The organism is Stenotrophomonas sp. YJH_SMC_14-1, assembly GCF_059372275.1.
Window position 1 is genome coordinate 1 of sequence record NZ_JCAFVK010000004.1, and the last position, 19,064, is coordinate 19,064.

Annotated in this window: 19 protein-coding genes; 4 read left to right on the top strand and 15 right to left on the bottom strand. The window is 66.3% G+C overall.

The annotated features are described in order from the left end of the window. The 14 genes from AC5P9P_RS11620 to AC5P9P_RS11685 form a co-directional block, all read right to left on the bottom strand. Positions 1-140 (bottom strand): flagellin N-terminal helical domain-containing protein (locus tag AC5P9P_RS11620; protein WP_482995120.1); only part of this gene is annotated, 140 nt, incomplete at its 3' end. A 72-nt stretch (positions 141-212) separates the two neighbouring features. Further along, positions 213-1,433: a flagellin gene (locus tag AC5P9P_RS11625; protein WP_005413267.1), complete on the bottom strand. Its 1,221-nt coding sequence runs from the start codon at positions 1,431-1,433 to the stop codon at positions 213-215. Positions 1,434-1,850: 417 nt separating this feature from the next. Beyond that, the gene (flgL, locus tag AC5P9P_RS11630; RefSeq protein WP_033835491.1) at positions 1,851-3,053 is read right to left on the bottom strand and encodes a flagellar hook-associated protein FlgL; all 1,203 of its coding nucleotides are present in this window, start codon (positions 3,051-3,053) and stop codon (positions 1,851-1,853) included. Next, positions 3,050-4,930, bottom strand: a complete 1,881-nt coding sequence (flgK, locus tag AC5P9P_RS11635; protein WP_005413269.1) for a flagellar hook-associated protein FlgK — start codon at positions 4,928-4,930, stop codon at positions 3,050-3,052. The genes flgL and flgK overlap by 4 nt, the downstream gene beginning before the upstream one ends. 8 nt (positions 4,931-4,938) lie before the next feature. After that, positions 4,939-6,138: a flagellar assembly peptidoglycan hydrolase FlgJ gene (gene flgJ, locus AC5P9P_RS11640; protein ID WP_049453066.1), complete on the bottom strand. Its 1,200-nt coding sequence runs from the start codon at positions 6,136-6,138 to the stop codon at positions 4,939-4,941. 1 nt (position 6,139) lies between these two features. After that, a complete protein-coding gene (locus tag AC5P9P_RS11645) occupies positions 6,140-7,282 on the bottom strand; it encodes a flagellar basal body P-ring protein FlgI (RefSeq protein WP_495232785.1) in 1,143 nt (380 codons plus the stop codon). Between the two features lie 2 nt (positions 7,283-7,284). After that, entirely contained in the window at positions 7,285-7,977 is a 693-nt protein-coding gene (gene flgH, locus AC5P9P_RS11650) for a flagellar basal body L-ring protein FlgH (protein WP_005409570.1), read from the bottom strand. 22 nt (positions 7,978-7,999) lie between these two features. Then, the gene (flgG, locus tag AC5P9P_RS11655) at positions 8,000-8,785 is read right to left on the bottom strand and encodes a flagellar basal-body rod protein FlgG (RefSeq protein WP_005409571.1); all 786 of its coding nucleotides are present in this window, start codon (positions 8,783-8,785) and stop codon (positions 8,000-8,002) included. Positions 8,786-8,887: 102 nt separating this feature from the next. Next, positions 8,888-9,637 (bottom strand): flagellar basal body rod protein FlgF, encoded by a 750-nt coding sequence (locus AC5P9P_RS11660; RefSeq protein ID WP_049402746.1) that lies wholly within the window; start codon positions 9,635-9,637, stop codon positions 8,888-8,890. A 32-nt stretch (positions 9,638-9,669) separates the two neighbouring features. Then, complete coding sequence (gene flgE, locus AC5P9P_RS11665) at positions 9,670-10,893, bottom strand: flagellar hook protein FlgE (protein WP_012480126.1); 1,224 nt, start codon at positions 10,891-10,893, stop codon at positions 9,670-9,672. A 32-nt stretch (positions 10,894-10,925) separates the two neighbouring features. Next, positions 10,926-11,609, bottom strand: a complete 684-nt coding sequence (locus AC5P9P_RS11670) for a flagellar hook assembly protein FlgD (RefSeq protein WP_005413273.1) — start codon at positions 11,607-11,609, stop codon at positions 10,926-10,928. Positions 11,610-11,632: 23 nt separating this feature from the next. Next, positions 11,633-12,040 carry a flagellar basal body rod protein FlgC gene (gene flgC, locus AC5P9P_RS11675; RefSeq protein WP_049402747.1) on the bottom strand — a complete coding sequence of 136 codons (408 nt, stop codon included), beginning with the start codon at positions 12,038-12,040 and terminating at the stop codon, positions 11,633-11,635. A gap of 3 nt (positions 12,041-12,043) precedes the next feature. Next, entirely contained in the window at positions 12,044-12,439 is a 396-nt protein-coding gene (gene flgB, locus AC5P9P_RS11680) for a flagellar basal body rod protein FlgB (RefSeq protein WP_005409576.1), read from the bottom strand. A 138-nt stretch (positions 12,440-12,577) separates the two neighbouring features. Next, on the bottom strand, positions 12,578-13,522 hold the full coding sequence (locus AC5P9P_RS11685; RefSeq protein WP_033835498.1) for a chemotaxis protein: 945 nt from the start codon (positions 13,520-13,522) through the stop codon (positions 12,578-12,580). Between the two features lie 250 nt (positions 13,523-13,772). On the opposite strand from AC5P9P_RS11685, the gene flgA reads away from it, so the two are divergent. From flgA to AC5P9P_RS11705, 4 genes are all read left to right on the top strand, one after another. Beyond that, on the top strand, positions 13,773-14,429 hold the full coding sequence (gene flgA, locus AC5P9P_RS11690) for a flagellar basal body P-ring formation chaperone FlgA (protein ID WP_495232786.1): 657 nt from the start codon (positions 13,773-13,775) through the stop codon (positions 14,427-14,429). 75 nt (positions 14,430-14,504) lie between these two features. Further along, the gene (gene flgM, locus AC5P9P_RS11695; RefSeq protein ID WP_019337421.1) at positions 14,505-14,810 is read left to right on the top strand and encodes a flagellar biosynthesis anti-sigma factor FlgM; all 306 of its coding nucleotides are present in this window, start codon (positions 14,505-14,507) and stop codon (positions 14,808-14,810) included. Then, positions 14,807-15,145 (top strand): flagella protein, encoded by a 339-nt coding sequence (locus AC5P9P_RS11700; protein WP_049402749.1) that lies wholly within the window; start codon positions 14,807-14,809, stop codon positions 15,143-15,145. Before flgM ends, AC5P9P_RS11700 begins: the two co-directional genes overlap by 4 nt. Positions 15,146-15,236: 91 nt before the next feature. Next, entirely contained in the window at positions 15,237-16,454 is a 1,218-nt protein-coding gene (locus AC5P9P_RS11705; RefSeq protein ID WP_005409581.1) for an ATP-binding protein, read from the top strand. A gap of 833 nt (positions 16,455-17,287) precedes the next feature. Here the strand turns inward: AC5P9P_RS11705 and AC5P9P_RS11710 are convergent. Then, positions 17,288-19,060, bottom strand: coding sequence for an EAL domain-containing protein (locus AC5P9P_RS11710; protein WP_005409582.1), 1,773 nt, complete (start codon positions 19,058-19,060; stop codon positions 17,288-17,290). Between the last annotated feature and the right edge of the window lie 4 nt (positions 19,061-19,064).

Genomic DNA, 19,064 nt, shown 5'->3' on the forward strand with positions numbered 1-19,064 from the left:
CCGGCGGCGTCGTCCTTGGCGCTGTTGATGCGCGAACCGGAGGACAGGCGCTGGATGGTGGTGGCCAGCGAGCTGCCGCTGGTGCTCAGGTTACGCTGAGCATTCAACGACATCGTATTGGTGTTGATGACTTGTGCCATGAGGAGAGGTCCTTGAGCGGTTGCACGTGAGTTGGGTTAGACGCCCCCGACGTGCCCCGGGGGCGGCTCATGTCAGCGCTGCAACAGGCTGAGCACGTTCTGCGGTACCTGGTTGGCCTGGGCCAGCATGGCCGTACCGGCCTGCTGCAGGATCTGGGTGCGGGTCAGTTCGGCGGTTTCCTTGGCGAAGTCGGTATCGCGGATGCGGCTGCGCGATGCGGACAGGTTCTCCGAGGAGGTCTGCAGGTTGGCCACCACCGAGGTGAAGCGGTTCTGGATCGCGCCGAGGTCGGCGCGCACGCTGTTGACCGATTCGAGGGCCTTGTCGACGATCGACAGCGCCTTCTGTGCGCCTTCGGCGGTGGTGACGTTCAGGTCCTTGACGAAGTTGGCCGTGGCGCCAGTCAGCAGGCCGCCGTTGGTGCTCGTTTCGGTCAGGCCCAGGCCGGCGATGGTCGCGGCGGTGGCGCCAGCCGGCGGGGTTGCGGCACTGACGCCCAGGGTGAAGGTCTGGCCGTCCTTGACCGAGGCCAGGCTGATCACACCGGCATTGACCGAGGCCATGACGCCGGTTTCGCCCAGCTTGTTGTTGATCGCGGCGGAGGTGGCCGAGGTGATCGATTCGCCCGCCTTCACGGTGAAGTCGTTGATGGTGACCGTGGTGGCGGTGCCGCCCGGCGGGGTCACCGAGATCTGCAGGCCGGAGTAGGTGGTGTCGGCGGTGGCCTTGTCGGCGGCGGCCAGGCTGGTGCCGGTGTAGCCGTTGGCGAAGGTTGCCGCGCCCAGCGAATCAGCCTTGGCGTTGACCACGCTGTTGATGGCGATGGCCTGGCCGGCGTTGGCGCCGACCTGGAACAGCTGGCTGGTGAAGGAGCCGTCCAGCAGCTTGGTGCCGTTGAAGTCGGCCTGCTTGGCCACGCGGTCGACTTCCGAGACCAGCTGGGTCACTTCAGCCTGCAGGGCCTTGCGGTCGCTGGCCGAGTTGGTGGCGTTGGAGGACTGCACGGCCAGTTCACGGATGCGCTGCAGGTTGTTGCCGACTTCGCTCAGCGAACCCTCGGCGACCTGGGCCAGCGAGATACCGTCGTTGGCGTTGCGGATGGCCACGTCCAGACCGCGGATCTGGGTGGTGAAGCGCTCGCTGATGGCCAGGCCGGCCGCGTCGTCCTTCGCGCTGTTGATGCGCAGGCCGGACGAGAGGCGCTGGATGGTGGTAGCGAGCGAGCTGCCGCTGGTGCTCAGGTTGCGCTGAGCGTTGAGCGACATCGTATTGGTGTTGATTACCTGTGCCATGGGGTCGTCTCCTCTTATATGGAACCCGTTGGTGAATGAAACGAAGCGCCGCCTGTTTTTTTGTGTGGCTGTGTGCTTCGCTGTTGCCAAATGAATAACGGCGCTTTGTCAACAACCTTTAGCCGTGAATTCCGTCGATGCTGAAATCCGGTGCCGGAGGCTGTTTTTCCCGGGTTTTCCAGCCCTGGCTGGGCGTGAAGGCGACCCCGGAAAGGGCGGTTGGGCATGCCCAACCAGCGCTGATGAAGGTATCGGCGGGGCAGGGCCGGGCTTGATGGGCAATCACGGGAAATGCGTGCAGCACGTTTCCGGTAGCGCCGGGCCACGCCCGGCGAGCGCGACGGAACGGGCAAGCAGAAACGAAAAAGGCCGCGATGCAGGGCATCGCGGCCTTTCAGGGGTGACGCAGGAGATGCGTCAGCGGATCTTGTTGAACAACGACATCGACTGCATCTGCGAGAAGATCGTCTGTGCCGCCTGCAGCGCGGTGCTCTGCAACTGGTACTGGCTCAGTGCATCGGCGTAGTCCAGGTCGCGCATCTGCGACAGCGTGGTCTTCAGGGTCACGCTGTTGGCTTCGCGCATGTCGGCGGCATTGTCCAGTGCCTTCAGCTGCGCACCGCCGGCCGCACGCGAATCGATCATCCGTTCCGACGCACGGGCCACATCGCGCAGGGCGCTCTGCAGTTCGTTCTGCTGCGCGCTCATCCTGGCGGTGGTGCCGGTGTCGGCATCCAGCGCGGCAATCAGCTTGTCCATGGTGTCGAAGATGTCGCGACTGGTTGCCGGCTTCACGTTGAAGCTGTCACCGGCAGCGGGTGCGCCGGTGATCTGCAGGCGGACACCGTTGACTTCCACGTTGTCACCGGCCTTGAACGTGCCGGTGCCGGTCACGTTGCCAGCACCGTCCAGTACCTGGTACTGGTCGGCGGCGGTGAATCGGATGCTGAAGGACTGGCCGTTCCAGCTGTCGCTGCCATCGCGGGTGATGTTGGTCAGCACGCCATTGCCGGTATTGCCGGCTGCGGCAACACCATCGACGAAGCCGTCGCCGGTAGGAATGCGCATGAAGATTTCGCTGCCGGGCAGGGCATCCCGCACATAGGTGTCGGGGCCGACTTCAATCTGGCGCTGGGTCTGGTCGCCACGGTAGACCACCTTGCCATTGATCTTGGCGAACGGCGGATCGCCATCGTTGGTGCCGCCGAACACGTAGCGGCCGGTGCCGTCGTCGGCGTTGGCCAGCGACAGCAGGCCCTCGCGGATCTGGTTCAGTTCGGTGATCAGCGTTTTCTTGTCGGCGGCGCCCAGTGCCGGATTGCTGGCCTGGATGGTCAGGTCGTTGACGCGGGCCATCAGGTCGTTGACCTGGGCCAGGGTGTTTTCCTGTACGCCCAGTCGGTTCTGCACGTTGCCGGCATTCAGTTTCATCCGGTCCAGTGCGGCCAGGCTGCGGTCAAGCCCGACCGCCGCACCAGCGGCAACCGGATCGTCCTTGGCGCTGACGATCTTGCTGCCGGTGGCGATCTGCTGCTCCAGGTGGCTGAGCTTGGCCTGCTTGGCCATCATCAGCGACACGGACTGGTTGAACATCATGCTTGTGGAGATACGGCTGCTCATCGACGGACGGCTCCCAGGATGGTCTGGAACATGCTGTCGGCGGTGGAGATCAGCTGCGAGGCTGCCTGGTAGGCCTGTTGCAGGCGCAGCATGTCGGCCGCCTCCTCGTCCAGGTTGACGCCGGATACCTCATCGCGCGCTTCCTGCGCCTTGTCATTGATCACCAGCTGCGCTTCCAGCGAATACTCGGCCGAGCGGGCGGCTGCACCGACCTGGGTGGTCAGGCCACCCAGGGCGCCGTTGAGGGTGACCGTGCCGCTGTTGAATGCCTTGGCGCTCTCCACCTTGGACAGCCTGGAGGCGTTGCTGTTGTCCGACGAGCCCGCCGGAGTCGGGGTGATGTTGAAGGTGTCGCCAACCTTCGGCGCACCGTCCAGCACGAAGCTCCAGCCATTGGCACTGATGGTCTGGCCGGGAGTATAGGTCTGCGGCGGGCCCCCATCGATGGTGTAGGTGGTGGCCGAGGTGAACACGATCGCGGCCGGATTGCGCAGGTTGGCGTTGGTCGAATCGCTGACGGTGACACCGCTCAGCTTGCCGGTGCCCGTGTTGGACGTCGCCGCCGCGCCCTTCACCGCCGCGGCAGCGGCGATGCGCGACGGATCGGTGATCGCCACTTCCATGCTGCCCGCCACGCCTGCGGTCGGCTGCAGCAGGAAGCGGTCGTTGGCCGCCGGGGTACCGCCGACCACCAGCTTGACGCCGTTGATCACCAGTGGATCGGCGGCCGTACCGGTGCCGGTCAGCGGAACGTTGGCACCGGTGTCGGCACGGCTGGCCTTCCAGTTGGTGCCATCGAACTGCAGCACCACGTTCTGCGCGTCCAGCTTGCCGAGGTCGCCGTAACTGGCGCTGAGGCTGGCGGTGCCGGTGTTGGCATTGTTGGCGGTGACGCGCGGGTTGCCGATGTTGAAGAAGTCACCCCCGAGCTGGCCATACAGGTCCACGCCTTGGTGATGCACCTGGTTGAAGCTCTCAGCCAGCCCTACCGCCAGCTTGCCCAGTTCGGCCTGGGCAGGCGTCAGCACGGTGTCGCGGAATTCCAGCAGGCCGCCGATCTGGCCACCGACCGCCTTCGGGTCGAGCCGGATGGTGTTGCCCTGCGTTTCCAGCGCCAGCTGCAGCCGCTCCGGCTGGTACGGGTCGGCCACGGTGGTGACCTTGGTCGCCGTGGTGCCCACCACCAGCGCGTTCCCGCCGGCGGTATAGACATTCATGATGCCGCCGTCCTGGATCACTGCAGTGCCACCGGTGTAGCCGATCAGCTGGGTGATCAACTGGTCGCGGCGGTCGAGCAGGTCCGGTGCGGCGGTAGCGATGTTGGTGCCGATCGCACCGTTGATCTGCGCGATCTCCTGCGCCAGCCGGTTGACCTCGGTGGCACCGGCCAGCAGGCCGTTGTTGACCTCGCTGTTGAGGTTGTTCAGGTGCGTGTTGAGCTGCACGAAGCGGTTGGCCAGCGCCTTGCCACCATCCAGCATGTTCTGGCGGTCGGCGGTGCCGGCGGCATTGGAGGACAGGCCGCTGACCGAATCGAAGAACTTCGACCAGACGCCGGACACGTTGGTTGCCGCGTCGGAGAACAACGAATTGACCCGGTCGGCCATGCCGGAGAGCTGCTTCAGGCGCGCCAGCTCGCCGCTGCTGTCGAGCAGGCGCGAGATCGCCAGCTGGTCGGCGGTACGGCGGATGTCGGTGATGCGGGTGCCGTTGCCGACCGTGCCGTAGCCGTAGTTCTGGGGATCAGCCGTGGCGAAGTTGACCTTCTGCCGGCTATAGCCCGGAGTATTGAGGTTGGCCACGTTGTGGCTGGTGGTCGCCAACGCACGCTGGAAGGCGAGCAGGGCACCGGTACCGGTGGAAAGTACGCTGGACATGGGGTTCCTCAACGACGGGTGATACCCAGCGCCGCGGTTGCGGTGCTGGCGAAGGTCTGGCCAAGGCGCGAGCCGGCGTCTGCCACGGCGCTGACGGCGCGCTCGATGGTCGGTCCGCCGGCGATCGCGGCGATCTTGGCCGCGTAGCGCGGGTCGGTGGCATAGCCGGCGCGCTGCAGGCCACGGGCGAAGCCCTGCACGTCGGTGCCGGCCTGCAGGGCCTGCTGGTAGCGCGGGCTGGTCTTCAGCAGGCGCACGTAGTCGGCAAAGCTCTCGGCCGGCGAACTGTAGGCACGGAAGCTGGCGGTCTCGTTGCGGCGCACGCCATCGACGTACTCGTGGGTGCCGGCCACGGCGCGCTGGCCGTTCCAGCCATTGGCCTTGATGCCGAACAGGTTGTGCGAGGTGCTGCCGTCGGCATGCTTGATGTGGCGCTTGCCCCAGCCGGTTTCCAGCGCGGCCTGGGCGACCAGGGCGCGGGCATCCACGCCCAGTTCCTTGGCCGCACGCTGCGCGTGCTGCCAGATGCTGGCGACGAAGCCTTCCGGGGTGTGTTCGCCCAGCCGCGCGACGGCGGTGCGGGTCGCCATTGCATCGGCCGGGCTGATGGCCGTGCCGCGGTTGCTGGCGGTGGCCGCCCACTGGTCGCTGTTGGCAGCCCAGTCCTCGCCTTGCAGGCCGCCGATGTACGGATCTTCGGTACCCAGCGAGCGGTGCATGCTGCTGCTTTCGCGCCCGGCGATCAGGTCCAGGGCCTGTTCCATCGGTGCAACCGCCGCGTGTGCGCCGGACTGGGCGCCGGCGGCCATCTGCTGCAGCAAACGCACGGCCTGGCTGCCGTCTTCCAGCGGCAGCGACGGTGCCGGCTTGGCCGGTGCATTGAGCTGATAGGCACGGCTGGCCTTGGCCGGGTCCACGCGGGTATCCAGCGCCGGGCCATCGGCGGCCTGGCCGGACAGCTGCCGGCTGATCATGCCGGACAGGCCCAGGCCTTTGCCGCGGGTCATCGCCTCGGCAATCTTCTGGTCGTACATCTCGCGGAACATCTTGTTTTCGCCGGGGAACAGCGAGTCGCCGAAACTGGCGTCACGCATGCTCTTGACCAGCATCTGCGCGAACTGGCCTTCCAGCTGGCGCGCGACCTTGTCGATCTTCGCCGGATCGTTCTGTTGTGCCGGGTGCAGATCGAATGCGGGATTGATGCGCATATCAGATCACCTCGAGCTCGGCACTCAATGCGCCGGCCTGCTTCAGGGCTTCCAGGATCGCGATGAGATCGCCTGGTGCTGCGCCCACGGCGTTCACCGCGTGCACGATCTCGTCCAGGGTGGTGCCGCCGCTGAACTTGAACATGCGGCTGCCGTCGTTGGTGGCGGTGATGGTCGACTGCGGGCTGGCTACGGTACGGCCGCCGGACAGCGCATTGGGCTGGCTGACGTTGGTGTTTTCCTGGATGGTCACGGTCAGCGAACCGTGCGAGATCGCGGCAGGTCCCACGCGCACCTGCTGGCCGATGACCACGGTGCCGGTACGCGAATTGACCACCACCTTGGCCGGAGCGCTGCCCGGGGTCAGTTCCAGGTTCTCGATGCGCGCCAGCAGGCCGATGCGTGCGCCCGGATCGGTCGGCGCGGTAACCGCCACGGTCACGCCGTCGACCGCACGCGCCGCACCGTCGCCGAACGCATTGTTGAGCGCAGCGACCATGCGCGAGACCGTGGTGAAGTCATTGTTGTGGAGGTTCAGGGTGATCTCGCCGCCGTTGGCCAGCGGATCGGGCAGCGCACGCTCCACGGTGGCGCCATTGGGAATACGGCCGACGCTGGGCACGTTCACCGAGACACGGGAACCATCCTTGCCCTGTGCACCAAAGCCGCCCACGATCAGGTTGCCCTGGGCGATGGCATAGATCTGGCCGTCGGCGCCGCGCAGCGGGGCCATCAACAGCGAACCGCCACGCAGCGAGACCGCGTTGCCGATCGAGGACACGGTGATGTCGATCGTCTGGCCCGGCTTGGCGAACGGCGGCAGTTCGGCGTGGATCGCCACGGCGGCCACGTTCTTCAGCTGCGGGTTGACGTTCGGCGGTACGTTCACGCCCAGCTCGCCGAGCAGGTTCTTCAGGCTCTGCACGGTGAAGGGTGCCTGGCTGGTGCGGTCGCCGCTGCCATCCAGGCCGACCACCAGGCCATAACCCACCAGCGCATTGCCACGCACGCCGCCGACCTGGGCCAGGTCCTTGATGCGCTCGGCGCTGGCCGGGGCCACCACCGCGAAGAGCAGGAACACGCCGCAGTAGAGCGACGTCATGCGTCGCTGCCAGGAAGAAGAGGAGAAGAGTTTCATGGCCATACTCAGAACGGCGTCAGGCCGGAGTTGAAGAAGCGGCTCAGCCAGCCCATCGCGTTGGACTGCGCGACCGGGCCGCGGCCGCCGTAGACGATGCGGGCTTCGGCCACGCGGCTGGACGGAATGGTGTTGTCCTGGCTGATGTCGCCCGGGCGCACGATGCCCTGCACCTGCACCAGTTCATCACCCTGGTTCAGGCGCAGGTTCTTCTGCCCCTGTACCACCAGGTTGCCGTTGGGCAGGCGCTGGATCACCGTGACCGTGACGCTGCCCTGCAGGCGGTTGCTCTGCGCGCTGTTGCCCTTGCCGGTGAAGTCGCGCGCGCCCTTGGCCGTAGCACTCAGAATGTCCTTGCCGCCCAGGGTGACCGGCGCACCGAGGATGGACGGCGTGCCCAGGCTCAGGTTCGATTCCTTGTTGGTGGCGGTATTGGCACTGGTCTGCGCGGTGGTGTTTTCCAGCAGGGTGATGGTCAGCAGGTCGCCGACATCGCGCGCGCGACGGTCCGAATACAACTGCAGGGTCGGGCCGGCCGCGTAGATCGCGCCGGCGGTCGGTTCGGCCTGCGGTGGCATGATCGGCTGGATCGGTGCCATTGCCGGATAGGGGCGCACATCGCCAGCAATCACGCAGCCACCGAGCAGGGCAGCCACGGTGCAGGCGAGGGCAGTGCGGGCGAAGTTGGAAATGGGCGACATGGCGGTTTCCCGGGTTGGCCGGTCAGAGCTTGTTGTTGAGGTAGCCGAGCATCGAATCGGTGGTGGAAATCGCCTTGGCGTTCATTTCGTAGGCGCGCTGGGTTTCGATCATCGACACCAGCTCTTCCACCACGTTGACGTTGCTGCCTTCCAGCGCGCCCTGCACCACGGTGCCGAGGCCGTTGAGGCCGGGGTTGCCGTTCTGTGCCGGACCGGACGCAGTGGTCTCGAGGAACAGATTCTCGCCACGGGCCTGCAGGCCGGCCGGATTGACGAAGTCGGTCAGGGTCAGCGCGCCGACTTCCACCGAGGCGGCGCCGTCGGCCATCTTCACGCTGATGGTGCCGTCGGTACCGATGGTGACCGACTGCGCGCCTTCGGGAATCTGGATGCCTGGCTGCACCGGGTAGCCGCTGTTGGTGACCAGCTCGCTGTCCTGGTTGATCTTGAACGAGCCATCACGGGTGTAGGCCGAGCTGCCATCAGGCATCTGAACCTCGAAGAAGCCGCGGCCATTGACCATCACGTCGAGGGCGCGGCCGGTCTGCTGCTGGCCACCCTGTTCAAAATTCTTGGCGGTGGCGACCACGCGCACGCCGGTACCCAGTTGCAGGCCGGTTGGCAGCTGCGTCTGTGCCGAGGAGGAGCCGCCGGGCTGGCGCACCTGCTGGTACAGCAGGTCTTCAAAACTGGCACGGTCCTGCTTGAAGCCGGTGGTGTTGGTGTTGGCGAGGTTGTTGGAAACCACCGACATGCGCATCTGCTGCGCATCCAGTCCGGTTTTCGCGATCCACAATGCCTGGTTCATCTTCGATGTCCTGTCTGGTGAAGCCGGCCGCGTGGTGCGGCCCTTGTATGCGGGTGTGCAAGCGGTGTGCCAGCGCCGCTGTCAGCCGGCGCCGGAATTCCGTCAGCTGCCCAGGCGCAGCATGCTGTTGGCGCTGCGCGCGTTCTCGTCGCCGTGCTTGATCACCTGCACCTGCATTTCGTACTGGCGCTGCAGCTGGATCATCTGCACCAGCGCGCCAGCGGCGTCCACGTTGCTGCCTTCCAGCTGGCCGCTGTGCACGGCCGTGCCCTGTGCCGGGGCGAACGGCTGGCGCGGGTCGGTGTTGCGGAACAGGCCATCCAGGCCACGCTCAAGGCGCTCGTCCGGCGCCTGCACCACCTTGATCCGGCCGATCTGCGCCATCGTCTGCGGGCCTTCGCCCTGTGGAATGATCGAGATCGTGCCGTCGGCACCGATCTCCATGGCCTGGTAGGGCGGAATGGCGATCGGATTGTTGTTGTCATCCAGTACCGTGCGCCCGCTGGAGGTCACCAGCTGGCCGTTCGGGGTGACCGACAGTGCAGCACCGCGCGTGTACGCCTCGCTGCCGTCGCTGGACTGCACCGCCAGCCAGGTGCCGGTCTGCAGGGACAGATCCAGCGGCTTGCCGGTGATGTGCTGCGAGCCGGGCGTGCGGTTGAAGCCGGCATCGACGTGCAGCGCATCCACCCGTGAGGCAAAGCCCGGGCCCTTGATCGGGAAGGCTTCGGTGTTGGCCAGCGCTTCCTTGAAGCCAGGGGTGTCCGAGTTGGCGAGGTTGTGGCTGAGCGTTCCCTGCGCCTGCAGGGAGGCGCGGGCACCGGTCATCGCCACGTAAAGGGCTTTATCCATGCGGGGAGTTCCGTGACAGGGTCAGCAGCTCATCAACGGATGTTGATGACGGTCTGGGTGATCTGGTCCTGGGTGGTGATCATCTGCGCGTTGGCCTGGAAGTTGCGCTGCGCGGTGATCATGTTGACCAGCTGCTCGGTGAGGTCGACGGTGGACGCTTCCAGCGAGCCAGCCTGGATCTTGCCGAGGTTGGAGGTATCCGGCATGCCGGTGCGCGGCGTGCCCGAGCTGAAGGTGTCCACCCACAGGTTGTTGCCCTTCGATTCCAGGCCCTGCGGATTGTTGAAGGTGGTCAGCGCGACCTGGCCCAGCGGCTTGTCGGCGCCATTGGAGTAACGCGCGTAGACCACGCCGGTTTCCGACACGGTGATCTCATTGAGCTTGCCGGCGGCGTAGCCGTCCTGCTGGGTGTTGCGCAGCGCGAACTTTTCGCCGTACTGGGTCGAGCCGCTCACGTCCAGCGTCATGTTCAGCACGCCGGCACCGGTGGTCGGGGTGAAGGTGCCGAGGCTGACCTTGCCGTCCGCCGGTGCGGTCAGCTTGCCGCTGTTGTCGAAGGTGACCGGGGTCGGCGCGCCGGCCGGCTGGCCGTCCACGTAGTTGCGCACGGTCCACTCGTTCGGGTTGGCACCCTTCACGAAGTACGAGACCTGGATGTGGCTGACGCCCAGCGAGTCGTACACGGTGATGCCGCCGCTGGAGTGGTTGTAGCTGTTGGAGTCGGTCGGATCGAAGGTGGTGACCGTCGGCTGCTTCGCGTTGGCCGGCAGGGTGAAGCCGACCTTCACTTCGCTGGTCTGCTTCGGCGGGCTGTCGGTGGTGAGCAGCTGCAGGTCGACCATGCGGCCGGCATCGAAGTTGGTGCCGTCGGCATTCGGTGCGAACACCTGCAGGCGCGCACCCTGCGGGTTGACCACGTAGCCCGATGCATCGGTCTGGAAGTTGCCGGCGCGCGAGTACACGCGGGTGCCGTTCATGTTCATGGTGAAGAAGCCTTCACCGGAAATGGCCATGTCCAGGCTGCGGCCGGTCTGTTCGTTGTGGCCCTGCTTGAACTGCTGCGCGACATTGGAAACGCGCACGCCAGAGCCGACCGCGTTCTTCGACAGGCCATAGCCGGTGGCCGAGAACAGGTCGGCGAATTCGGCGCGCGATTCCTTGAAGCCGGTGGTGTTGACGTTGGCGACGTTGTTGGCGGTGACGCTCAGGTCGGAATTGGCGGCATTGATGCCGGACAGCGAGACATTGAAGCCCATGGGATGCTCCTGGTAAGTGCGAGGTGTGCGGCTCAGCTGACGCGGAGCACGTAGTCGATCGGGGCCGTGCCCAGGCCCTTGAGGTTCAGGTACAGGCCGTCGGAACCGACGGTCACGCTTTCCACCGGCGCCTGCACGTAGGTGGACAGCTTGGTGCTCTTGCCGGCGGTATCGACGTGGTTGGCAACGATGGAATACTTGCCCGGCTCCATGCGCTTGCCGTTGGCATCCTTGCCGTCCCACTGGAACGCAGTCTCGCCGGCGGCCTTGGCTTCCACGCTCAGCGAGGTGACCTTGGCGCCGGTGGCATCGGTGATGTCGACGGTGATGATGCCGGCCGAGGGCGCGGCCACCGTGCCTTCAACGTTGCCTTCCTTTTCCAGCACCAGCTTTTCCGACGGCACCAGCACCTGGTGGCCGACCAGCGCCGCACCACGCAGCACCTGGTCGCTGGCCATCGATTCCTGGAAGCCCTTCACCGTCTTGTTCAGATCGGTGATGCCCTGCACGGTGGACATCTGCGCCATCTGCGCGACCATCTGCGTGTTGTCCATCGGCTTCAGCGGATCCTGGTGCTGCAGCTGTTCGGTCATCAGGCGCAGGAAATCGGCCTGGTCCAGCGTGTTCTTCTTCTTGGTGGCGTTGCTGTTCGGGGCGTTCAGACCGAGTGCGGTGTAGACGTCCTGGTTGGTCTGGTTGTTGACGGCGGTGGTCATGGCGGTATCCGGTACTGCGGGCCTCAGCGGCCCATGGTCAGGGTGGCCAGGGCCAGTTCCTTGGCGGTGGTCAGCATCTCCACGCCGGCCTGGTAGTTGCGCGAGGTCGAGATCAGGTTGACCATCTGCGCCACCGGATCGACGTCGGGCTGGTAGATGTAGCCATCGCCATCGGCCAGCGGGTGGCCCGGCTCATAGCGCTTGATCGGCGCGGCCTCGCTCTGGGTGATCTCCTTCACCTTCACCGAGGTGATGTTCGGATCGTTCTTGCTGGTGACGGCCTGGAAGATCGGCTCCAGCGGCTTGTACACCGCTTCGGCGGAACCGGCGACGGTATCGGCGTTGGAGAGGTTGGAGGCGATGGTGCTCATGCGCACCGACTGCGCCTGCAGCGCGGAGCCGGCGATATCGAAGATCGGCAGGTTGCTCATGGCTTATTGCCCCGTGATCGCGGTCAACATGGAACGCACCTTGCTCTCGACGAAGCTGAGCGAAGCGCGGTACTCGAGCGCGGCGCGGCCATAGGCCGCACGCTCGGCATCGGGATCGACGGTGTTGCCGTCCAGGCTGGGTTGCACGCCTTCCCGCGCGATCTGGAACGGGTTCAGGCCACTACTGATTTCGTAGTGCTGCTCATGGGTGGTGGCCATCAGGCCATTGGCATCCTGCCCCTGGGCATGGCGCAGGGCGGCGTCGAAGTCCAGGTCCTGGGCCTTGTAGCCGGGAGTGTCGGCATTGCCGAGGTTGCTGGCGATCAGCTTCATTCGCTGTTCGCGCAACGGCATGGCCTGGGCATGGACGCCCAGGTAGTCGGTAATCAGGTTGCGCACGGTGCACTCCCACGGGAACGTTGCCCGGGAAGCTGCAAGGGGTGTGCCAAAAGGGGGAGGGTAGTGCCGGCCGCTGGCCGGCTCCCCGATGGATCTGCGGTTGCCGGCCAGCGGCCGGCACTACCGGATCAGCGGCCGTCAGGCCGCCATCGCGACCTTGCGCAGGCGGTCCAGCACGAAATCGGCCAGCTCGTGCGGCGAGTACTTGGCGACGAAGGCGTTGGCGCCCACGCGCTCGACCATGGCGTTGTTGAAGACGCCCGACAGCGAGGTGTGCAGCAGCACGTACAGGCCGGCCAGGCCCGGATGGCGCCGGATTTCCGTCGTCAGCGTATAGCCGTCCATGGCCGGCATCTCGATGTCCGAGATGACCATGGCGTAGCGTTCGGCCGGGTTCTCGCCCGAGGCGTGAATCTGCAGCAGGTGGTCCAGCGCCTGCTTGCCATCGGAGAGCAGAGTGGCACCCACGCCCAGCTGGTCGAGCACGCTGCGGATCTGCTGGCGGGCCACGCGCGAGTCATCCACCACCAGCACCTGCAGCTGCGGGCCGTCGGAGGGCATCGCCATCGCCGGATCGAGCACGGCCTCGCCGCGCACCTGGGCAATGTCCGCCAGCACGCTCTCCACGTCGATCACCTGGATCAGCTCGCCCTGGAAGCGGGTGACCGCGGTCAGGTAGCTCGATTCGGCGCCCAGTTCCGGCGGCGGGTGGATGTCTTCCACCGCGATGTTGACGATGCGCTCCACGCCGCTGACCAGGAAGCCCTGGATCGAACGGTTGAATTCGGTGACGACCAGATAGCCGGGCGAGGTGTCCGCATCGGGCTCGCGCTCGGGATGGCCGATCGCCAGCCCGAGGTCCAGCACCGGCACCGAACGGCCGCGCACGTCGGCCACGCCGGAGAACTGGCTGGGCAGCCCGGGCACCTGGAACAGCTCCGGGCGCCGCAGGACCTCCTGCACCTTGAAGACATTGACGCCAAAAAGCTGACGTCCGCCGAGACGGAACAGCAGCAGCGCCAGGCGATTGTGGCCGGCCAGTCGGGTCCGCTGGTCGATCCGGTTGAGCAGGTCATGGGACATGGCTGCTGTATCGGCGGGGTAGGCGCCGAACTTGAGGGCGCTCTGCCGCCCGCGCGCTCCACACCGCTTCTGTAGAGTCGACTGTTAGTCGACTGCTCTTATAGTCGACTGCTCTTATCCGATCGCGGGAAATCCCGCGCTTCGCGCGAAAGTCGATTAACAGACGACTCTACACATCCCCATCCCGAGACCCGGTCTCTGGCACACCCCTTGCACGCACCAAGGCCAGATCCCATCGACAGGAGGCGCCATGCGCCGGGTCACATCTCTCTTCGCCATCGCGTTGGCCTTGGCCTCGCCGTGGGCGGTTGCCGCCGACTGGCAGCCGGTGGCCAGCATTCGCGCCGCGGCGTTGTCGACGCTGCCGGCCGGCAGCGAGGGCGAGGCCCAGGTGGCCGATGCGCTGCGCCTGCCCAGGTGTGGTGGCGCGCTGCAGGTGCAGCCCACCGCCAACACCACGGTCGAAGTCAGCTGCCCCGATGCCGGTGGCTGGCGCCTGTTCGTGCCGGTAAAGGTGCGGCGCAACCAGACCGTACTGGTGCTCAACCGCGGAATCGGCACTGGAGAAACCCTCACTGCCGCCGATATCACCACTGCCCAGCGTGACGCTGCCCGGATTGCCGGCGCGGTGCTGGCCGATCCCAATGCAGCGATCGGCCGCGTCGCCCGCCGTCCGTTGCAGGCCGGAGCCCTGCTGTCGAACAACGACCTGGTGGTTCAGCGTCTCATCAAGCGAGGAGACAATGTGGCCCTGGTGTCGCGTCGCGGTTCGGTCGAGGTCCGCATTGCCGGCCGTGCGATGGGTGATGCCGGTGAGAACGAGCGGGTCTCGGTCGAGAACCTGTCCTCGCGGCGGATCGTGCAGGGCACGGTCGATGCCGCAGGTGACGTAATCGTGGCGCGTTGAATTACCGCAAAATATCCCTAAAGATCACGGCCCTGCGGCCGTTATCCCTTGTGAACGGCAACTCCAGGACACCCCATGAGCCAGAAAATCGACGGCAACCTGCAGGTCCCCCAGGCACTGCGCAGCGTGACGACCCCGGCCAACAAGCCCGGCGTCAGCACCGATGCGGCGGCGCGCCCGGTCGAGGCGGCCGACAGCCTGCGCCTGACCGGCGAGGCCACCAATCTGCAGGCCATCGAGCGTGAGCTGACCACCGCCCCGGCGATCGACGCCCAGCGCGTGGCCGCCGTGCGCGAATCGCTGCAGAACGGCACCTACAAGATCAATCCGGACGCGATTGCATCGCGCATGCTCGAGCTGGACCAGCAGCTGCACGGATGACTGCGGCGATGAGCGAGTCGCTGCAGCGCCTTGCCCAGGCTCTGGACGTTGAACGCCAGGCCCTGGTCGAGCACGACGTGCACGCCCTGATCCGGGCTACCGGAGCCAAGCTGGAAGCGCTGCGTGCGCTGGAAGGCGCGCCGCCGGTGGGGCAGGGCGAGCAGCTGCAGGAACTGGCCGAGCGCAACCGCGCCAACGGCGTGCTGCTGTCGCGCCGCCGCCGCGAGGTCAACTGGGCATTGCGCCAGTTGGGCCGTACCGAAGACGCCTCGGCCTATGACGCCAAGGGCCAGTCACACACCGTTACTGCCCGCCGCCCACTCGCCGTCGCCTGACGCGACGGCGATCGCACTACCCACCCCCGCGGGCTGAAGCCCGCTGCGTGACCGCGTATATTGGGCGCCTGTTCGAACGTCCCGAGTCGCCGTGTCTGCTGCCAACGCCCTGGTTACCGCCCCCCTTCCGCCGCAGCCGGTGCTGCAGGCCCTGCTTGAGCGCCTGCGCGAAGGGCTGCTGCTGTTCACTGAAGACGGGCAGGTGGCGCTGGCCAATCCGGCCGCGCAGAACCTGTTGGCGGGTGGGGAGGACGGTGCACTGCCGCCGCAGCGGCTGCGTGAGCTGCTGCCACCCGATGCGCTGGAACAGGCGCGGCAGCATGGTCACTGGAACGGCAGCCTGCCGCTGGGGGAGGGTGTGGTCATCGCCCACCTCTACCACCACGGCCCGGTCGGCCAGGGGCACTTCCTGGCGTTGTTCCGCCATATCGAAGGGCAGGAAGACTACGAGCGCGAGCTGCAGCAGCGCCATGCCGAGCTGCGCCAGGCCTACCTGCGCCTCAACGGTACCCAGGAAAAGCTGCTGCAGTCGGAAAAGATGGCGTCCATCGGCCAGCTCGCTGCCGGCGTGGCGCACGAGATCAACAATCCGATCGGCTACGTGCACTCCAACCTGGGCAGCCTGCAGGAGTACCTGCGCAGCCTGTTCACGGTGATCGAAGCCTACGAACGCGCCCTTCGTGCGCCCGACCCGAAGGCGTTGATTCCGGAAATCGACGATATCCGTGACCGCCTGGACATCGATTTCATCAGCCGCGACCTGCCGCAGCTGATGGCCGAATCGCGCGAAGGCATCGAACGGGTCACCCGCATCGTGCGTGACCTGAAGGACTTCTCGTATTCCGGCCGCGACGAATCGTGGAAGCTGGTGGACCTGCACGCAGGGCTGGAATCGACCATCAACATCATCTGGAACGAGCTCAAGTACAAGGTCACCCTGGTGCGTGAGTTCGGCCAGCTGCCGCTGGTGGAGTGCCTGCCGTCCGAGTTGAACCAGGTCTACATGAACCTGCTGCTCAACGCCGGCCACGCCATTGCCGAGCGCGGCACGATCACCGTGCGTACCGGTGTCGACGGTGACCAGGTATGGGTCGAATTTGAAGACACCGGCGGCGGCATCTCGCCGGAACTGCGCCAGCGCATCTTCGATCCGTTCTTCACCACCAAGCCGGTGGGCAGCGGTACCGGCCTGGGCCTGTCGATCTCCTACAGCATCATCAACAAGCACCATGGCCGCATCGACCTGGACAGCACCCCGGGCGTGGGCTCGCGCTTCCGCGTGGTGCTGCCGGTGAAGCAGCCGCGCTGACCCCTTCGGGTAGTGCCGGCCGCTGGCCGGCAACCTCTTTGAACCAGACATCGAGAGCAGCCGGCCAGCGGCCGGCTCTACCAGGGCTTGTCCCCGACCTGGATTCGCGCTTCGGGTAGTGCCGGCCGCTGGCCGGCAATCCCATTGAACCGGGCATCGAGAGCAGCCGGCCAGCGGCCGGCTCTACCAGGGCTTGTCCCCGGCCGGGTTTGCGCTTCGGGTAGTGCCGGCCGCTGGCCGGCAATCCCATTGAACTGGGCATCGAGAGCAGCCGGCCAGCGGCCGGCTCTACCAGGGCTTGTCCCCGACCGGGTTCGCGCTTCGGGTAGTGCCGGCCGCTGGCCGGCAACCTCATTGAACCGGGCATCGAGAGCAGCCGGCCAGCGGCCGGCTCTACCAGGGCTTGTCCCCGACCTGGAGTCGCGCTTCGGGTAGTGCCGGCCGCTGGCCGGCAACCTCTTTGAACCAGGTATCGAGAGCAGCCGGCCAGCGGCCGGCTCTACCAGGGCTTGTCCCCGACCTGAAGTCGCGCTTCGGGTAGTGCCGGCCGCTGGCCGGCAACCTCATTGAACCGGGCATCGAGAGCAGCCGGCCAGCGGCCGGCTCTGCCAGGGCTTGTCCCCGGCCTGGGTTCGCGCTTCGGGTAGTGCCGGCCGCTGGCCGGCAATCCCATTGAACCGGGCATCGAGAGCAGCCGGCCAGCGGCCGTCTCTACCAGGGCTTGTCCCCGACCTGGGTTCGCGCTTCGGGTAGTGCCGGCCGCTGGCCGGCAACCTCATTGAACCAGGCATCGAGAGCAGCCGGCCAGCGGCTGGCTCTACCAGACGGGATCGTTACCGCAGCGGGCGATCCTCGCCGCCATCCCCGCTCTCGGCAGGCGCCGGACCGGCGTTGCTGCGCCGCTGCTCCTCATAGGTGCGGAACGCCTGGTGGATGTGCTTGCGCAGCTCATCGTCGTTCCACGGCTTGGTCAGGAAGCGGTAGATCGCACCACGGTTGATCGCGTCGGTCACCGTGTTCAGATCGGTGTAGCCGGACAGCACAAGCCGGATCGTGTCCGGGTACAGCATCTTCACCCGGCCCAGGAACTCGGTGCCGCTCATGTCGCTCATGCGCTGGTCGGACAGGATCACCTGCACGTCGTTGATCGCCAGCAGGTCGAATGCATCGCGCACGTTGCCGGCGGCCAGGATGCGGTAGCCATCGCGGCGGAACAGGCGCACCAGCGAGCGCAGCACGTTCTCCTCGTCGTCCAGCAGCAGCAGCGTGCGGTCCGGGCGGGTCTCGGCGAAGGCTTCCGGGCGCAGGTAGCGGCGGCGCAGGGTCATGCCGGCGGCATCGGCCGACATCGGTTCGCCGAACAGGTAGCCCTGGAACACGTCGCAGTCGTTGCGGCGCAGGAAGCCCAGCTGCGCCTGCGATTCCACGCCGTTGGCAATGACCGTCATGCCCAGCTGGTGGCCCATGGCGATGATCGCGCGTGCGATGGCCGCTTCGCGGTTGCCGGCTGGTGCACTCTTGATGAAACTGCGGTCGATCTTCAGCTTGTCCACCGGGTAACGCACCAGCGCACTGAGGCTGGAATCGCCGGTGCCGAAGTTGTCCAGGCTCAGGCTGATGCCTTCGTTGCGCAGGTTGGCCAGTGTCTCGTGCACAAAATTGACATTGTTGGTCAGCGCGCTTTCGTTGATCTCCAGCGTCAGCATCTGTGCCGGCACGCCCGCGGCCTGGATCAGGCCCATCACTTCAGCGAAGAAGTTCGGCCGCAGCAGCTGCAGGGTGGAGACGTTCACGGCAATGGTGAAGTCGTCGAAGCCTTGGTCGCGCCACAGGCGGGCCTGCTTGAGCGCGCCTTCCAGCACCCAGGTGCCGATCTGCACGATGATGCCCAGCCGCTCGGCGGTGCGCATGAAGCGCTCCGGCACCAGCATGCCCAGCGTGGGGGACTGCCAGCGCAGCAGCGCCTCCATGCCCACCACGTGGCCGTCGCGGGCACTGACCAGCGGCTGGTAGCGAAGCTTCAGCTCACCGTTGGGGATCGCGTCGACGATCTGGCGCGCGATGATGCTCTCGCTGTGCGCGCTCGGCGGGGTATCCACTGCATGGATGCGCACCGCGTTTCCACCTTCGCGGGCTGCCTGGTACAGCGCATCCTCGGCGTGGTCGAGCAGTCGCGAGGCGTTACTGGCGTGTTCCGGGCACAGGCTCACCCCAAGCTTGCCGGTCATGAACAGCGTGTACGGCAGCACCGACAGGGGCAACTCCATCTGTTGCCGGATCTCCTCGGCGAAGTCCTCCGGCAGCGGCACGTCGGCGTTGCGCGGGACCGCGATCAGGAACTCGTCGCTGCCATGCCGCCACAGTTTGCCGCGACCGCGCAGGTAGGACTGCAGCCGCTGCGCCACCAGCACCAGCGCCTGGTCACCCACCTCGGCGCTCATGTTCTCGTTGACGGAAGCGAAGTGGTCGATGTCCACGTGCATCAGCATCAGCGCGGTGCCGCCGGAGGCCGCTTCGGCGACCATCGCCTGCAGCTCGGGGTTGCCGGCACCGAGGCGATCGGGTGCATCATCGATGCTGACCGGCGGCTGGTTGGGATTCCACATAGGC

What these genes read in the sequence shown, in the direction of transcription:
- flgJ (WP_049453066.1), bottom strand. Translation starts at nt 6,138, where the DNA reads ATGCGCATCAATCCCGCATTCGATCTGCACCCGGCACAACAGAACGAT.
- flgE (WP_012480126.1), bottom strand. Translation starts at nt 10,893, where the DNA reads ATGGGCTTCAATGTCTCGCTGTCCGGCATCAATGCCGCCAATTCCGAC.
- AC5P9P_RS11645 (WP_495232785.1), bottom strand. Translation starts at nt 7,282, where the DNA reads ATGGCCATGAAACTCTTCTCCTCTTCTTCCTGGCAGCGACGCATGACG.
- AC5P9P_RS11685 (WP_033835498.1), bottom strand. Translation starts at nt 13,522, where the DNA reads ATGTCCCATGACCTGCTCAACCGGATCGACCAGCGGACCCGACTGGCC.
- flgG (WP_005409571.1), bottom strand. Translation starts at nt 8,785, where the DNA reads ATGAACCAGGCATTGTGGATCGCGAAAACCGGACTGGATGCGCAGCAG.
- flgM (WP_019337421.1), top strand. Translation starts at nt 14,505, where the DNA reads ATGAGCCAGAAAATCGACGGCAACCTGCAGGTCCCCCAGGCACTGCGC.
- AC5P9P_RS11670 (WP_005413273.1), bottom strand. Translation starts at nt 11,609, where the DNA reads ATGACCACCGCCGTCAACAACCAGACCAACCAGGACGTCTACACCGCA.
- AC5P9P_RS11625 (WP_005413267.1), bottom strand. Translation starts at nt 1,433, where the DNA reads ATGGCACAGGTAATCAACACCAATACGATGTCGCTCAACGCTCAGCGC.
- flgK (WP_005413269.1), bottom strand. Translation starts at nt 4,930, where the DNA reads ATGTCCAGCGTACTTTCCACCGGTACCGGTGCCCTGCTCGCCTTCCAG.
- AC5P9P_RS11710 (WP_005409582.1), bottom strand. Translation starts at nt 19,060, where the DNA reads ATGTGGAATCCCAACCAGCCGCCGGTCAGCATCGATGATGCACCCGAT.
- AC5P9P_RS11660 (WP_049402746.1), bottom strand. Translation starts at nt 9,637, where the DNA reads ATGGATAAAGCCCTTTACGTGGCGATGACCGGTGCCCGCGCCTCCCTG.
- flgC (WP_049402747.1), bottom strand. Translation starts at nt 12,040, where the DNA reads ATGAGCAACCTGCCGATCTTCGATATCGCCGGCTCCGCGCTGCAGGCG.
- flgL (WP_033835491.1), bottom strand. Translation starts at nt 3,053, where the DNA reads ATGAGCAGCCGTATCTCCACAAGCATGATGTTCAACCAGTCCGTGTCG.
- flgH (WP_005409570.1), bottom strand. Translation starts at nt 7,977, where the DNA reads ATGTCGCCCATTTCCAACTTCGCCCGCACTGCCCTCGCCTGCACCGTG.
- AC5P9P_RS11700 (WP_049402749.1), top strand. Translation starts at nt 14,807, where the DNA reads ATGACTGCGGCGATGAGCGAGTCGCTGCAGCGCCTTGCCCAGGCTCTG.
- flgA (WP_495232786.1), top strand. Translation starts at nt 13,773, where the DNA reads ATGCGCCGGGTCACATCTCTCTTCGCCATCGCGTTGGCCTTGGCCTCG.